Below are 15682 nucleotides of genomic sequence, written 5' to 3'. Positions count from 1 at the left end.
CGATGCGCGAGCTTTGGTTGATACGCCACGGACAGGCGAGCTTCGGCGCCGAGGACTACGATCAGCTCTCGCCCATGGGCGAGGAGCAATCCCGCCTGTTGGGAAGATGGCTGGCCGATTGCGCCATCAAACCCGACCTGGTGGCCATCGGCCCGCGCGTGCGGCATCGGGATACGGCCACCCACTGCCTGCACGCCGCGGGAATCGACGCTCAGCCGCTGATGCTGCCTGGACTCGATGAAGTCGATCACCACGAACTGCTCGCGCGCCTTCGTCCTGATCTCACCGGCGCGGGTGCGCTACGTGCCGAGTTGAAGCAGTCACCCGATCCGCATCGTGCATTCCAGCGACTTTTCTCCGACGCCATCGCCCGATGGGTGAGTGGCGAACACGATGCCGATTACGCGACCAGCTGGAGCACCTTCCGCACCAACGTGCTGGAAGCGCAGCGGCAACTGGCTGACCAACCTGCCCGCACCCTATGGGCCTTCACCTCGGGCGGACCGATTTCGGTAATGACCGGTGCATTGCTTGGCACGCCGCCGCCTCAAACCTTCGAACTCAGCTGGCCACTGGTGAACACCGGCATCACGCGCCTGCGACTGGGTTCACGCGGCGCCACGTTGTTGACTTACAACATGTGGCCTCATCTGGAACGCGCCGGCAACAACGCACTGGTGACGATGCGATGAGCAAACGTCACCCGGTCCACACGCAAAACATTCGTACCGTTTTTTCGGCACCGCACGAACGACGCCAAACGCCCTGCCCATCTCAGGAACCGCATTCATGACCACACCCGCCACCTTCGATCTCACCGGAAAGATCGCCATCGTCACCGGCGCCAGTCGCGGCATCGGCGCTGAGATTGCGAAGTTGCTCGCTGCGCACGGCGCCCACGTGATCGTGTCCAGCCGCCGCCAGGCCGATTGTCAGACGGTCGTCGATGCCATCGCGGCCGAGGGTGGCTCCGCCGAAGCCGTCGCCTGCCATATCGGCGAGATGGAACAGATCGCCTCGCTCTACGACCACGTGGAGAAGACGCATGGGCGACTGAACATCCTGATCAACAATGCGGCGACCAACCCGTTCTTCGGCCACATTCTGGATACGGAGCCGTCTGTGTTCCAGAAGACCGTAGACGTGAACATCCGCGGCTACTTCTACATGTCCACCCATGGCGCCCGCCTGATGGCAAAGAACGGAGGCGGCGCCATCGTCAACGTGGCATCAGTCAATGGCGTGGTGCCGGGCGTACAGCAAGGCATCTACTCCATCACCAAGGCAGCGGTCATTTCGATGACCAAGGCCTTTGCAGTCGAGTGCGCCGAACAGAACGTGCGCTGCAATGCGTTGCTGCCGGGCCTGACGGATACCAAGTTCGCCTCCGTGCTGGTGAACACCCCGGCCATACTCAAGCAGGCGCTGGCACACGTGCCGATGCGCCGCGTGGCACAGCCTTCTGAAATGGCTGGTGCCGCCCTTTACCTCGCCTCCGACGCCGCGTCGTACACGACAGGCGCGGTACTGAATGTCGATGGTGGTTATCTCAGCGTTTGATGCCAAGGAGCGTCTCATGACATCTGCTCTCCCCCCGCGGGCCGCTGGAAAACGCGCACTTATCACAGGCGCGGCCGGCGGGCTCGGCGCGGCTTCGGCGCGCATGCTTGCACGCCATGGCGCCAGGGTCTTCCTTACCGATATCGAACGTGATGCCGTGGCTGCGGTAGCCGCGGAGATCAATCAGGAGCATGGCGCCCAGGTCGCGTGGTCAGCGGCGCAGGACGTGAGTGACGAAGTGATGTGGCAACGCACGCTGGCGGAAGCCACGAAGGCAATGGACGGCCTTTCGGTGCTGGTCAACAACGCCGGCATCGGCTCTCTCGGCGGCATCGAACGCATAGAACTGAAGGAATGGCACCGCGTGATGAGCGTCAACGTGGACAGCATCATGCTGGGCTGCAAGTACGCCATGCCCTATTTGCGCGACGCACAGCCTGCGTCCATCGTGAATATTTCTTCGCTCGCGGCGTTCAAGATCGACCCGGATTACACCGCTTACAACACCTCGAAGGCCGCCGTTGCCGCACTGACCAAATCGGTGGCGATGGATTGCACACGGCAAAAGATCGATGTGCGCTGCAACTCAATCCATCCCGCCTTTATCCGCACCGGCATCGTCAAACCCTTCTTTGACAAACTGGGCGAAGAAGAGGCCACGCGCAAGCTGACGCGCGGCATTCCCATGCATCGCCTTGGTGAGCCGGACGACGTCGCCTATGCGGTGCTCTATCTCGCTTGCGACGAGAGCCGCTATGTCACTGCCGCTGAACTTGTCATCGATGGCGGCGCACGCGCCGTCTGACCCGGAGATACGCCATGAGCTTCACGAATCGCCAACTGCTGCTGAAGACCCGCCCCGAAGGGCTGGTAAGCCTCGATAACTTCGATCTGCGCGAAACACCCACGGCCGAGCTGACCGAAGGCCAGGCGCTGGTGCGCGTGCTCTATATCTCCATGGACCCCACCAATCGCGTGTGGATGAGCGACATTCCGCAATACATGCCGCCGGTGGCCATCGGGGAGGTGATGCGTGGCGTTGGCATCGGCCGCGTAGTGGCGTCGAAGTCGAAGCAGTATGCCGAGGGCGATCTGGTGCAAGGCCTGGTGGGCTGGCAAGACTACGCGCTGATCGACGAAAACAAGATGGGTTACTGGGTGAAGCTGCCGCCGAAGCCCCCGGTGTCGTTGCCTACCCTGCTCGGCGCCTGCGGCTTCAGTGGCATCACCGCCTACTACGGCCTCACCGACATCGCTCCGGTACAGCCGGGTGAGACGCTGGTGGTATCGGCGGCGGCAGGCTCGGTCGGTTCCATCGCCGGGCAAATCGGCAAGCTGCGTGGCGCGCGCGTGGTGGGTATCGCCGGTGGCGCAGAAAAGTGCCGTCACCTGATCGAGGATCTCGGCTTCGATGCGGCCGTCGACTACAAAGCGGACAACTTCAAACAAGCGCTCGCCGCGGCGACGCCTGATGGCGTGCACGTCAATTTTGAAAACGTGGGCGGCCCGGTGATGCGCGCAGTGCTGTCACGCATGGTCAACGGCGGCCGCGTGGCGCTGTGCGGACTCATCGCCAACTACGCCAGCGGTGGCAAACCCTCGGACGACTACGGCGTCATCATCGTCAAACGCCTCACCGTGCGCGGCTTTCTCGCCTTCGACTACAAAGAGCAGCAGCGCGCCGTGCAAGATCTGGTGGGCTGGGTGATCAGCGGCAAGATCAAGGCCGGTGAAACCATCGCGGATGGCCTGGAGAACGCACCGCTGGTGCTCAACCGCCTGTTCGACGGCAGTCACACCGGCAAGCTGGTGTTGAAGGTGGCTGACGACGCGTGAATCGAAACATGCATGCGAAGAAAAAGGGCGCCATCAAGGCGCCCTTCTTTTTTACTTCGATGCTTCCGGCACCGGCGGTGGCTCCGCCATGCCTGGCTTGCGCTTGCGCCAGTAACCACCCTGACTCCATGCCTCGAAGCCCCAGCGCAACCAGCCGAGCAGCGCGTTGGCCAGCCACAGCGCCCACAGCAGCATGGCGATCTTGTAGACCCACAGCGACACGCTGAATACACCTGCCTGCGGCAGGGCGCTGCCGGTTTGATCGGCAAACCAACGCAACTCCCACGCCGTCGAGTTATTTCCGGCGATGTGCATGTCGGGCAAGCCCAGCAGCCCCTTCGGCACGGCCGATACCAGCACGGCAATCGCCAGCAGGGTCACCAGTGCGAGGCCAGCCTGCGTCAGGTTGAAGCTCGTGCCGAATCGCTCTGGCATCACGTAACGCGCACGCAAACCCAACAGGATCAGCCAGACCACCACAAAGGCGTAGGCACCCCATGCAAATGCCGAGAAACCCAAGCCGAGCAGCAGCCAGTGATGGAACCGCAGCGGCGTGGGTGCATAGCGGGCCAGCAACCACGCTGCCAACAGAAGCACGACCAGCTGCGACCAGTAAGTGACGGCGGGGCCTGCCGTCGGACCCCACGTCCAGAGCACCCAACGGCTCTCTGGCAGGGCTTGCGTGAGTGAAATATTCGCAGCCGGTGCGCCCAGCGAATGCGACGGCGTATGCCCCAACAACGACACACCGTGCGGCTCGCGCAGACGAATGGTGTAGCGATGCATACCCGGCAGCAACGGCAGGCTGATCTTGCCATCGCGAATGGCCAGGCTGATCGGCGCGTCATCGCGCCGGGCTTCCAGCAATTCGGCACCTGCGGGCAGGCCTATGGCATGTTCGCCGCCCCGTGTGCTGCGCGCGACAAGCGACAGCTCGGTTTCGCTGGAACGGTCTCCCGCACGGCTTTCCACATTCACCTGATCGAAGGCCAGGCTATCGCCCGCCGCCGCCTTCGGTTGCGTGATGTGCACCTGCAGGCTCTCGCCCGGCAGCGGCTGGAAAAGCAAGCCATCGTCGCTGAGACTCGAAGGCACGCCTTGTGTATCCAGATGCCAGATCGGCGCCGGCTGCAGCACCCACTGCTCGGCGCGATCGCTGAGCGCCGGTGCTTTCAGCGTCAACGTGTCGGCGTGATCAAGCCGACTGCTCCAGCTCACTTGGCTCTGTCCGCCATTGAAGGTGACCCACATGCGGCCATCGCGCACGCGCACGTTGTCGCCCAGCGGGTGCTCGCCCGGCAGCAAGGGCAGTTCAAGGCTGAAACCGCCGTCGAGCGGTGCCAATCGTTCGACCGTGTTGTTCACCGTCCATTCGTTGCCCAGCTCCAGTGTCCGGGTCAGCTTCACATAGGGCGGAAACACCTGTGCGATCGCCTCCACACTTTGGCCATCGCCAGAGGTCCGCACGCGATTGAGCGTGAGGCTGTCGCCGAGCAAGCGTGTGTCGTCGAGTCCATTGGGTGCCCAGCCATCGCCCTGAAACACCACCCGCTGCGGACGCAACGCGAAATGCAGGCTGGCCGTATCCACGGGTGCCGCGCGATAACGCAGCGAGAGGCGATGTACACCGCGATCGAGTTCCACCAGCAAGGCATCGGCCCGACGCGACAGGGTGGCATCGCGGCCATCCGTGGCTATGGACAGCAGTTGCAGGGCATCGTCGCCTTGCGGCAAAGGAACAGCGATCGCCGCACCGGCGTGAACCTCCAGCTCCAGCGCCACGCCGTCACCGTTTGCCTGCACCATGGCTTGCGCGATGGCCACGCAATCGGGCGCGCATTTGGGCACTTCAGTGAGGCGGTTGCGTAGTTGCCCGAGCATGGGCTCGTCCGGCAGATTCTGGGCATGCGCGCCGTGCGGCAACAACGCCAACGCGAGCAACGCCGCAGCCGCCCCTCGCGAACGCCAGCCTTGCCAGCGCACCATACCCGGACGCAACAGGCCCATCGCCAACTTGCCCAGCAAGCCGATCAGCAGCACAAGCATCGCGACGCGCAGAACACGTACCAGCCACGCAGGCGCGATAACCAGTCGCGTCGTCTGGTCCGCCGTCACCGGCCCCGACCAACCCAGACGATAGTTGTTGCCGACATCCCACTGCGGCACACCTCGACCCGCCTGGATCACGCTGCGCGAGTCACGCTCCTGTCCCACCGTCTGCGCCGCCGTGATGCGGGTACCCGTGACAGTCACCGACTCCAGACTTTTTGCAGCGGGTGCGCGTTGCGCGGCGTAGCCAGCCATAGGCGCAGACGCGAGAGCGGGCGGTGGCGCTGGCGCGGGTTCAGCATTCGTCGATGCCTCCTCCACCGCCGGCGACGCCGCTATGTTCTGTGGCATCGACTTGAGCGCCTGCCGGTGCTTCATCGCCGGTTCCTCAGGCGCAAACGACGCCATGCCAGAACTCTCAAGCTGCGGATGCAATGCATAACTCATTTGCGTGGCCGCAAAGGGCAGCGCCCACAGCACGGCCAGCGCGAACAAGGCACCTGCTCCCAGACGCGAAACGGTGCGCAAACGACCCTCCGGCAGCACGCGCATGAGCAGGGCCAGCGCAAGCGCTATCGCCAGCGTCCAGCGCGGCGCTCCGCCCTCATGCTGCGAAAGCGCAAGGAAACCGACGGCCACCAACGCCCATGGCCAGCCGAGGAAACGCCCGGCCAGTAACGCAATGAGCGCCACCACGAACAGATCCAGCAGGCTCCACTGCGCTATCCACGAATCCGGCGAGCGATCCGCGCCCGCCGCACCAAGCAGGCGGTAACCATAGGGGAGATGCAACGTGGCATCGATGTTCTCCATCGGCAACTGCCACCCGGAACTTGGCATGACGCCACGCTCGGGCATGCGCAGCCCGGCGAATAGATCCAGCTGCGTTTCACGCAACTCGACGCCGCCATGACTACCGCTCGTGGTAACGAGTAGTGGCGTTTCATGCTGCGATGCTTGTGATAGCTGCCAGGGCGCGGATACATCCAGCCGCTGGCTATGACGCAACACGCCGGTGAGCTTATCCGCCGCGGTCAAGCCGCGGCCGTCGAAATCCAGCCACAACTGCCGGTGCAGGGAAACCTGATCGCCCTGCCCGCCTTCGCCACCACGCGTGCCCTGTTCGACGTTGAGGCCTTTGGCATCGTCAAGCACATAGGCGGGCAATGCATCCCACTCACCCGGAACGTCTGCCTGCCCTGCGTCGGTGGCTTGCCCTTCCACGCGCGTGCTGCGCAACGAAGGGTTGTCCGCATAGCTCCATATCTCCTGCTTTGGCCACGGTTCGCCCGGCAGGGCAAGGCGGATGTGTTCAAGCACATCGGTGCCGCGCGCACCCAGCGAAAGTGTCCATTGCCCCGGGCGCAACTGCACACGCAGGCGGCCATCGCTTTCCAGTCGCGCCGGCAGGTCGCCTTGCAGGGACGTCGCAGTGAATCCCTTGGGTAACACCGGACCGAGCAGTTGCTCGCGCGCGCTGCCGGTGACATTGAACTGGAGTTGCGTTTCCAGCGTCGTCGGCAATCCGTCCGAAAGCTTGCGATAGACGCGCAAAGACAAGGCATCTGCCGCGCGTTGCGCAGCCGCAGCTTCGCCCAGCGTGAGTTGATCGCCGTTGCGCTCCACGCGATTGACTGCATGGCTGTCCAGCGTGAGGGTCACCAATCCGATCGATTCGGGTACGCGAAGACGCGCGGGCCGGCTGTCCCACGGCAACACACCGCGAATGGCGTAGTCGCCGGGCACCAGTTGCAGCGACGGTACGCCACCGTGATCGAGCACGACGATCGGCTTGCCATCGGCACTGACCTGCAGCGGCCAGTTGCGCGCATCACCCGGAAGGCCCACCCAGCTTCGCGCATCCACATGCACGTCAAGGCTGAATCGCGCGCCGTCCTTGCCCACGTCGAGCATCAGCCGGCCGGGCCACGCGCATTCCCTGACACCCACCGTGCCACCGCTGGTGGCCATCATGGGGCACGCGTGCTGTGGCACGTCATGCAATACCCAATCCTGCCAATCCTTCAGAGCGGCAGGCACCTCCTGCGCCATCAACGGCGCGACCAGCAACCCGAGCGGCACCAACCATCCCCACGGACGACGCATGTCTTTCTCCTTGCCGGTGTTGAGTAGACCGGCCCAGTGTAAGGACCGGTCGAAGGTCACGGGAAGCGCCCCCGTGCCATGAAACGACGCTTGGCCCAATTTGGGGTTATGGCACCTCAAAGAGTCCGGCGCGAAGCGACCGGCCTACACCGGACCTAGACCTACTTCCCCCGTCTGGAATACATGCGGTAACGGCCACCCCTGGCCGCGGCGCTCTTGAAGTGAGCCAACGGCATTCAGCCCCGAGGCGACAACAGCGGCAAACACCATGGATGCAATGAGCGAGCCGCTGCTAAGACTGCGATCGGATTCCACGATTTCCCCACAAGATGACCGCGGTCCGCCGCCACGAAACGCCTCGTTCAAAACTTCCGCGACAGTAGCCATACCCATGCGTCGACATGAGCCACGGATTACCCACGTACACAGCCGGTAAGCACTTACAAGCCGCGGGGCATTTGGTGCATCAGCAAATCGCGCTGCTCACGCGACAATTCGGCAGCGTATCCACGCTTGAGTTAGCGAGAACGCCATCGCCGCTTCGGTACCCGCCAGGAAGTTTTTCACTGGCGCCCCACTGCTAGTGGCCAAGGGACTTGATCAATCAAAAGAAGCCTCACGCGGGGAGACGTATCCATGGAGCACTCAATCAGCTCGACCATAGGAAAAACCAAGATGGATTTCCTAAAGCTCGCCGTGGTGGCTTTGCTGTTACCCATCACTTCCGGCTGCGGATCTACCGCGAAAGACTACAGCGGCCGCTGGAAACCCATCAATCGCTACCAAAGTGCCGCGGCCGCGATACCGTTGAATCCGCAGTACTTGTATTACGCCACGCCTATGGATGGGACGCTCAGAACCATGTTGCGGCGATGGGCTAAAGACTCCGGCAAACAGTTCGCGTACCACCTGCAGACAGACTACACGCTCAGCCAACCGGTTGCCGCCATCCGTACCACGGACATCCAGCAAGCGCTGGACCAACTAAACGCCATCTATGGCAGTTACGGCATTCGACTGTCCGCCGAAGGCGGACAACTCATTGCCACCACGGCGTCAGATATCAACACCCCATCTTCGAAGCCACCTGCCGCCGGATAACCAGCGGCATTCACTGCTTCCGTCGTGAGTCGTCCGCTCTCCAGCAACGCCCCCATGGTGCTCAAAACCACCGATGACGACTACCTCATGACGTGGCGGCCGGAAGGCCTGCCCTTCGTCGGGCGCGAGAACCGGGAGCTGGGGCATCGCCACCAGAGCTTCAACCGCATGCTGCAAACACTGCGTGCGCCCGATTTCGTCAATGTAGCCTTCTGGGTGCACGACATCCGCCGTCGTCGCCACTTGAAGGACCACAGCACATTCCGCCAATCCGTCAACCAGCAGATGTCCGATGCGTACTTCGGCGCGCTGGCGGCACAGAAGCTGATGCAGAACGAGCTGTACATCACCCTACGCTGCCGATGTTGTTGCCGGTGACGGAGGCGACCGCGTCATCAATTACCGCCCACCCAGCATGGGCCCGTGCTGCGCCTGAGCGTGGCGCTGCGCGTTCATGGCCTGAATGTGCTCTTGAACCTGCGCTTGATATTGGTCGTACTGCTGGATCTGTTGCACGGCTTGTTCGGGTGTTGGCATGGGCGCTTTCAAGTCCACACTGGCGACATGGGTAATGAGCCCACCCGAGCCAAACGCGATGGCACCCTTCGTCTCGTTGAGATGAATGTCTTTGAGGTTGTTGTTAGTAATACCGCTGGCATGACAGGCCGCCGTGAATTGCAACAATCGCCTCTCAGAAGCTTCCGGGATGCGTTCGTGCAGTTGGTTGTAGAGCGCGTGGTTCGGGTTGTCCCGATGGCGTGGGTCGTTGGGTGCATAACCCAAACCGAGGGACGTGGTGGTCTGGTCGTGGGAAGGCGTCGGCATCTGCTTCGCCGGCACATGTGAGGGCGTGGGTGCGAGGGCGGCAGCTTCACGCGAGGGCATCGCACGCTCGGCGCTGGTGGGCTGCAGCTCGGTCAGCCTGGCATAAGTCTGCACCAATGAGAGGGTGGCTTTGTCGGGTAGGCCCGTCGTCGGCAGGCCATGCTCATGCTGAAACCCTATGACTGCCATGCGCGTGGTCGGGTCGTACACGCCACTCTCGACCACGCGCTGCCCTCGATGATCGGTGAGGCCGAGGGTGTTGAGGTGGGTTTGCAAGCTGCGCACCGTTGCCACATCCAGCGCGGGGGCCGGCATGGCGGCGTGCGGGCCATCCTGATGCGGCGCTGGCGGGTGAATTGGTTGGCTCACCGCATCTAGGCCGCGTGCCACGCTGTCAAGGCTTTGCGTGACCGTCTGCCGGGTCGCATCGTAGGCGCGGTTAACACCATCGCCAAGGGTCTGCGCATGGGTTTTGAGAGCTTGATAGGTATCCATGGTGCCATCGGCCACACGGACGATCGTCGATTCCGCACCGTGAACCACGCCCGTGGTCAAGGTACCAGCCGATAACGCAGCCGCCGCTGCCCAATGACTCAACTTCATTGCATCCTGCTCCTGCGGTTCGTTCGCCATCACTACGCCTGGTCGTGTCGAGATCGGCTTGCGCTTCACCTGCACCGGCAACCCACCCTTCGGCAGCGGCCCCAACTCTTTGGCCGTCCGCGCGTTAATGATCTCCAGATCACGCAGCAGTTGCAGATCGTGCAGTGCATCGCGCACAGCAGACTTATGCACAGCGATCAGTGAGGATGGTCGTGCGCCTTCCTCCTCGATCACGCGACGGATGGCTGGGTCGGGTTCCGAGTCAATACCATCGGGATCGCGGCCCCAGATCAACTCATCCTCCGTCGGCAGTCGCAAAATCCGCCATTCACCGGCGCTGGTTCGAAGGCGCACGCAGCCCGGTGGCACCGGCGTGGTGGGTTCCGGCATCTCGGCAAAGTCAGCCGACGGCAGTTTGCCGATCCGAATATCGTCATGAACACCCATCTTCTCTCCTTGATGCGAAACATCGACGACGGTGTGCTCTTTAATGGCGAGCCAACCATTCGGCACCTTCTACCGTTTCTGAACGGGTCGACGGCGTGGCCGGCATCTGCTTATTCGTTGCCGCCACACGCTTGGCAAGCGGCTCCACCACCACGGGCGGCAGCTGCGTATGCGCCACAAAAGTCTTGTCCTTGAAGAACCAATTCTTTTGCGCCCGAATAGGCTTGCAGCCCTCGAAGAAGATCAATTCGTCGTCCTGTGGCAGCTCCTTAATCTCCTGAGGCAAGAACAAGGCGCGGCGCTCCTCGCTGTAGCTCACCGACACCTGGCTGGAGCCTGAGCCGCTACTTCGGCTGCGGTTTTCCTTGCGGATAGTCTTGTAGCCAAGCATCTCGCTGTACTCGTTCGCATCGCCCTGCTCTCGCGGAGTGAACACGATCTGCGCGCCGTGGTTGGTGATGAAGTTCTGCGCGTCGTTGTCGCCATAGGTGCTGCGAAGCTGTGCACGGCTTTGCACGATGCACAGATCGCGCACGCCATAACTGGCGGAGATAGAGATGCGCTTGGCCCATACGTCCACCCGGCCCATGGCGGTGAATTCATCCATCAGCATCAGCATCTGGTACTTCAGGTCCGGCTCTTCGCCCAGCTGCTTGCCGAGGTTGTTGCCGATGACGGAGCTGAAGAAGATGTTTAGCAGCTTGCCGCTTTCGTCGAGCTTGTTGGTGGGAATATCGACGTAGAGAGTGGTGGGTTGCTTGCGCAGAGCTGTGATATCAAAGTCCGTCGCGTTGGTGGCAGCCGCCAGCATGGGGCTGAGAAATTGCTGCAAGGGCGCCTGCATGGTGGCAATCACGGAGCTGAAGGTTTGCTCGGCGAGGCCCGCGAGGTTGCTGAAGACAGTGCGGGTTTGCGGGCTGACGAAGGCGAAGGTCGTCGTGTCGTTGACGATGGTCTGCAGCATCTGCAGGGTGGTCTGGCCCTGGGTGCCTGACGAGAGCCGTAGAATGCGCTCAAAGCTGGGGAAGGATTCCACAACGTTGAGATCGGAGGTGGGACCACCGCGCTCCCATTGATCCCAAGCCTCGAACATAAAGGATGCGAACGCAGTAAAGGCCGCGCGGCTTTGCGAGGTCCAGAACGGGTCTTTGCCCGCCTCGTCCGGATAAAGAATGGCGGCGATGGTTTGCACTTCGCCCAAGCGCTTGCCCGCGTCCATGTCGGCCAGCAGGGTGAACGGGTTGAAGCGATGGGTGCGGCCCTGATCGTCATAGGGTGCCCAGACGACGATGCGCTGGCCCATGGCGTGACGTTGGCCGCTGGTGGCCTTGCGCAGCTCGCCCTTGAGATCCAGCGCCACCATCGAGTGCTGGTAGGTCAACAGCACGGGGATAGCCAGGCTGGTGGTTTTGCCGCTACGGGTGGGGGCGATAGTGATGACGTGTTGCGCACCGCCGAGCCATAGGTGGCGCCCTTTGTACTTGCCGATAAGGATACTTTGCGGTGTTCGGGTGAGCAGCCCTGCTTTTTTGAGGTCCGACAGTTCGGCGAAGCTGGCGTCGCCGTGGAGCGACAGCGCCTGAGTGCGAAACATCGGAATGAGTAACACCAGCCACAACGTGAGTGGCACACCCATACCCAACGCGGCACTCAGTTTGATCTTCTGTGCGTAGGGCGCCACTTGCGGCAGATCGAGCGCACGAAGGTATTGCCACCCAGTGTCCCAGGCCAATGGCACGTCGCGAATGCCTAACCATTGAAGCAGGACGAAGCCCGTGAGGTACGCACCACCCACTGCTGCCGCTGCAAGCAACAGTGCTGCCACTGTTGCCTTCGCTTGATTGCCCACTGGATACCTCCATGCCTAAAAGTATGGAAGTCTATTGATGCTGCGAGGCGGGTTCTCTCATCAAGGAGGTCGCCGAACGTCAGTTCTTGGCTTGTTGAATTGCGAGCAAAGGCTTACACCTTTCCGCCTCGCCAGATGCGCCCCAGCTCAAGTCTGCCGAGGAACGCTGGGCAAAGAAAAGCCGGGCGGTTTACACCGCCCGGCTTTATCCATACAGCTCGGTTTGATCAGCGAAGAATCGCGGCCGGATCCTGCTTCTCGGCCAATGCCGAACACAGCAGCGTGGCTTCGCTGGTCTGCGCGAGACCACGCTCTGCACCGGTCACGTTCTTGGCGCGGGTCTTGAAGAAGTCCTGCAGACGATCGGCTTCGGCCTTCGAGCAACCACCACCGCCCATGAGGCCGGGCAGCTGGCCACCCGCAAAGCTGCCGGTGCGTTCGACGATCTTGTCGTAGTTGGCGGTGGCCCACTGCCAGGACACGTCACGTTGCGCGCGCGTGCTGCGGCCGCCACGCAGCAACATGGCCATTTCGCCCACTTTCACCTTCTTGTCGAGGCCGAAGTTGCGCACTTCCACGGCAAGCGCGGGATCCGTGACTTCGCTCAGGCCGCCGAGGATGGCGTTGCGATAAGCCGCATCGCTGGTCTGCGGGAGTTCGGCGATCAGTGCGTCGACGGCGCTCTTGCCACGTTCCTGCACGGTGACGCCGAGGATGGTATCCAACAGGTCGTGATCGGCGGCAGCGAGGTCGAGGCGGCCGTCGGCTTTGCGCTTGAGTGCGGCATCGCCCTGCTTGAGCAGCTCAGCGCGTACTTCCGGCACCTTCACCACCAACGCCAGTTCGTCGGCCAGCACAGTGCGCAGCAGCGAGTCGCTGTCTGCCTCGTTGGCCTTGCGCTGGTAACCGAGCTGCTTCATGCGCGGCAGGTAGGCATCCGTAGCCCACTTGGCGAGCTTGGCGCGCTGTGCATCGTTCTGCGCGAGGTTGTTGTAAATCCAGTTGAAGCTGGAGAGCGGCGCGGTAGCGACTTCGCGCGTCTTCGAGGCCGTCAACGGCTTGAGTGCAGCCAGTACGCTGCCTGCGTCGATATCGCCGTGCTTGAAGCCGGCATACACCGCATCGGCGTACGCAAGCTGCTCGGCATCGTCCAGCTTGCCAATCTGCTTGCCCAGGCTGGCCAGGTCGCTCTTGGCCATGGCGAAGCGGTAATAGCCGGTGCCGTTGGCGTTCGGCAGCACCCAGGTCGGGTTACTGGCGCCGCTGAGCACCATCGTGCCCTGCGCCTTGTCCAGCAGTTCACAGCTCACCTTGCTGCCTTCGGCGGTGCCATAGCGCACGCACATCGGCACGCCCCATACCTGCTGGTCGTTGCCTTTGCTGCCTACCGGCAGGTAGCGGCTCTGACTCAGATGCAGCACCGTCTTGCCGCCCTCCTGGCTCAGCTGCGTCTGCACATACGGCACGCCCGGCTGGTTGAGGAAGCTCTTGAACGCCTGCTTGAAGTCGTCGCCCTTGTCGGCGGCCTTGGCGATGGCATTGATCAGGTCATCGGCGGTGGCATTGCTGAACTTGTGATCCTGGATATAGGCACGCATGCCCTTCTGGAAGGTCGACTCGCCGACGTAGCCCTCGAACATGCCGAGCACGGCCGCACCTTTCTGATAGGTGATGCCGTCGAATGCGGTTTCGATGTCGCCGTTGCCGGTGATCGGCTGACGGATCTTGCGCGTGGTGACCAGGCTGTCGCCGTTCATCGCGCCCTGCGCACCGCGCACGCGATCGAGGTCGGCGCGGTATTCCGGATGCACCTTTTGCGTGACCTTCTGCTGCATCCAGGTGGCGAATGCTTCGTTGAGCCACAGGTCATCCCACCATTCCATCGTCACCGTATCGCCGGTCCACTGGTGCGCCAGCTCATGCGCGGTGACGTTGAACGAACCGCGCACGTAATTGGCCGGCGAATCGGGATCGAGCAGCAGCAACCAGTCGCGGAACGTGACCAGGCCCGGGTTTTCCATCGCACCGGCAGAGAAGTCCGGCGCGGCGAGCAGGTCAAGCTTGTCCCACGGATAGCCGAAGCCGTAGTAGTCCTCGAGCGTATGGATGATGCTCGGCGTTTCGCTCAGCACGTGCTGCATGCGGTGGCCTTCGCCCTTGGCAGCAATGCCACGCAGTTCGGTCGCCTGCGCACGGTACTGGGTCGGCGACAAATCCGGACCCTTCACCACATCCCACGGACCGACGCCGAAAGCGACCAGGTAGGTCGGCAGCGGCTTGGTGGTGGAGAAAGTCAGCGTCTTCCAGCCGGCGCCGGCCGGTACTTCCTTCACCTGCTTGGTGTTGGCAACGCCCACTTCGTCGTTGGGAATGGTCAGGCGGATATCGAACGGCGTCTTGAAGGCAGGCTCGTCGAAGCCCGGGAATGCGTAGCGCGCGCTGATGGGTTCCATCTGCGTCATCGCGTACGGCTGGCCCTCATGACTTACCTTGTACAGACCCTGCAGCTGCTGATTGAGCGGCGCGGTGTATTCGATGGCCAGGGTGAGCTGCTGCGGCTTCAGCGTGCCGCCGAAGTCGATGCGCACCACGCCTTCTTGCGGCGCTACGTCCACGTATTTGCCGGCACGCGCTTTGCCCGCGGCGTCGGTCACGGTGACCTTGCCCACTTTCAGCTCGCGGCCATGCAACCACAGGTGATCCGATGCCTGCGTCAGCGTCACCTTGATGGTGGTGGTGCCGGAGAAGTCCTGCTGGCGCGGATCGACCTTGAAGTCGAGCTGGTACGACTGGGGCTGTGCCCAGCCCGGCAACCGGCCATGCGGCTGATCATCGGCAGCCGGCGCGGCGAGAGCCACGCCACAGCAGGCGGCAAGTGCGGTGAGAACGAGCGGGCGAACAAGACGATGCATGCGAGGAGACTCCCCTAGGGACAGACAAACTCCGAACGCTAGGTGCAGCCGTGACAAATGCCCCAGTGCCAGAAGGCATAGCCCGGACACGTCTGCCGAACCGGGCCACCGCAAGCCCCGTGTCAGTCCCGCTTAACGCGGAAGTCGCTGCTCTGCATTTCTGCCCCTGCTCTCTGACATTTTCCGATACCCACCCGCCATGTCGCGGCGTAGGGTGAAACGCGTCTTCACAGAGCTGCCCAAGGCGTGAGATGAGACCTTTCTTGCCGGCTTCACTGGAATGGCGACGCGCCGTCGCCCAGACCGTTCGTAGCGTCACCGCCCATCGCCGGCGTCCTTGAAAGACCTCGCTGTCTAGCATTTTTCTGGTTTCTCCCCCGGTAGCGTCATCGAG

The 15682-nt window shown here is 62.6% G+C and carries 9 protein-coding genes and 1 pseudogene; 6 read left to right on the top strand and 4 right to left on the bottom strand.

Going from position 1 to position 15682, the window contains the following annotated elements:
* Nucleotides 1–2: 2 nt before the first annotated feature.
* The 4 genes from OQE56_RS13070 (at nt 3) to OQE56_RS13055 (ending at nt 3396) form a co-directional block, all read left to right on the top strand.
* Complete coding sequence (locus OQE56_RS13070) at nt 3–692, top strand: histidine phosphatase family protein (RefSeq protein WP_267224929.1); 690 nt, start codon at nt 3–5, stop codon at nt 690–692.
* Between the two features lie 97 nt (nt 693–789).
* On the top strand, nt 790–1560 hold the full coding sequence (locus tag OQE56_RS13065; RefSeq protein WP_267224928.1) for an SDR family oxidoreductase: 771 nt from the start codon (nt 790–792) through the stop codon (nt 1558–1560).
* Entirely contained in the window at nt 1532–2365 is an 834-nt protein-coding gene (locus tag OQE56_RS13060) for an SDR family oxidoreductase (RefSeq protein WP_323748581.1), read from the top strand. The genes OQE56_RS13065 and OQE56_RS13060 overlap by 29 nt, the downstream gene beginning before the upstream one ends.
* A gap of 14 nt (nt 2366–2379) precedes the next feature.
* Nucleotides 2380–3396, top strand: coding sequence for an NADP-dependent oxidoreductase (locus OQE56_RS13055; RefSeq protein ID WP_267224926.1), 1017 nt, complete (start codon nt 2380–2382; stop codon nt 3394–3396).
* Nucleotides 3397–3447: 51 nt separating this feature from the next.
* Here the strand turns inward: OQE56_RS13055 and OQE56_RS13050 are convergent, their stop codons facing one another.
* The gene (locus OQE56_RS13050) at nt 3448–7551 is read right to left on the bottom strand and encodes a hypothetical protein (RefSeq protein ID WP_267224924.1); all 4104 of its coding nucleotides are present in this window, start codon (nt 7549–7551) and stop codon (nt 3448–3450) included.
* Nucleotides 7552–8187: 636 nt separating this feature from the next.
* On the opposite strand from OQE56_RS13050, the gene OQE56_RS13045 reads away from it, so the two are divergent.
* The gene (locus tag OQE56_RS13045; RefSeq protein ID WP_267224922.1) at nt 8188–8652 is read left to right on the top strand and encodes a hypothetical protein; all 465 of its coding nucleotides are present in this window, start codon (nt 8188–8190) and stop codon (nt 8650–8652) included.
* Nucleotides 8653–8706: 54 nt separating this feature from the next.
* A pseudogene (locus OQE56_RS13040) lies at nt 8707–9006 on the top strand (VirB4 family type IV secretion/conjugal transfer ATPase); the annotation flags it as partial.
* A gap of 45 nt (nt 9007–9051) precedes the next feature.
* On the opposite strand, the gene OQE56_RS13035 reads toward OQE56_RS13040, so the two are convergent.
* The 3 genes from OQE56_RS13035 to OQE56_RS13025 form a co-directional block, all read right to left on the bottom strand.
* The gene (locus tag OQE56_RS13035; protein ID WP_267224920.1) at nt 9052–10527 is read right to left on the bottom strand and encodes a peptidoglycan-binding domain-containing protein; all 1476 of its coding nucleotides are present in this window, start codon (nt 10525–10527) and stop codon (nt 9052–9054) included.
* A 40-nt stretch (nt 10528–10567) separates the two neighbouring features.
* The gene (locus OQE56_RS13030) at nt 10568–12352 is read right to left on the bottom strand and encodes a type IV secretory system conjugative DNA transfer family protein (RefSeq protein WP_267224919.1); all 1785 of its coding nucleotides are present in this window, start codon (nt 12350–12352) and stop codon (nt 10568–10570) included.
* A 251-nt stretch (nt 12353–12603) separates the two neighbouring features.
* Nucleotides 12604–15288: a M1 family metallopeptidase gene (locus OQE56_RS13025; RefSeq protein ID WP_267224917.1), complete on the bottom strand. Its 2685-nt coding sequence runs from the start codon at nt 15286–15288 to the stop codon at nt 12604–12606.
* Nucleotides 15289–15682: the final 394 nt, after the last annotated feature.

The organism is Dyella silvae, from assembly GCF_026421305.1.
Lineage (GTDB): Bacteria > Pseudomonadota > Gammaproteobacteria > Xanthomonadales > Rhodanobacteraceae > Dyella > Dyella silvae.
This window is presented reverse-complemented; position numbering and strand designations above follow the sequence as displayed.

What these genes read in the sequence shown, in the direction of transcription:
- OQE56_RS13070 (WP_267224929.1), top strand. Translation starts at nt 3, where the DNA reads ATGCGCGAGCTTTGGTTGATACGCCACGGACAGGCGAGCTTCGGCGCC.
- OQE56_RS13065 (WP_267224928.1), top strand. Translation starts at nt 790, where the DNA reads ATGACCACACCCGCCACCTTCGATCTCACCGGAAAGATCGCCATCGTC.
- OQE56_RS13060 (WP_323748581.1), top strand. Translation starts at nt 1,532, where the DNA reads ATGTCGATGGTGGTTATCTCAGCGTTTGATGCCAAGGAGCGTCTCATG.
- OQE56_RS13055 (WP_267224926.1), top strand. Translation starts at nt 2,380, where the DNA reads ATGAGCTTCACGAATCGCCAACTGCTGCTGAAGACCCGCCCCGAAGGG.
- OQE56_RS13050 (WP_267224924.1), bottom strand. Translation starts at nt 7,551, where the DNA reads ATGCGTCGTCCGTGGGGATGGTTGGTGCCGCTCGGGTTGCTGGTCGCG.
- OQE56_RS13045 (WP_267224922.1), top strand. Translation starts at nt 8,188, where the DNA reads ATGGAGCACTCAATCAGCTCGACCATAGGAAAAACCAAGATGGATTTC.
- OQE56_RS13035 (WP_267224920.1), bottom strand. Translation starts at nt 10,527, where the DNA reads ATGGGTGTTCATGACGATATTCGGATCGGCAAACTGCCGTCGGCTGAC.
- OQE56_RS13025 (WP_267224917.1), bottom strand. Translation starts at nt 15,288, where the DNA reads ATGCATCGTCTTGTTCGCCCGCTCGTTCTCACCGCACTTGCCGCCTGC.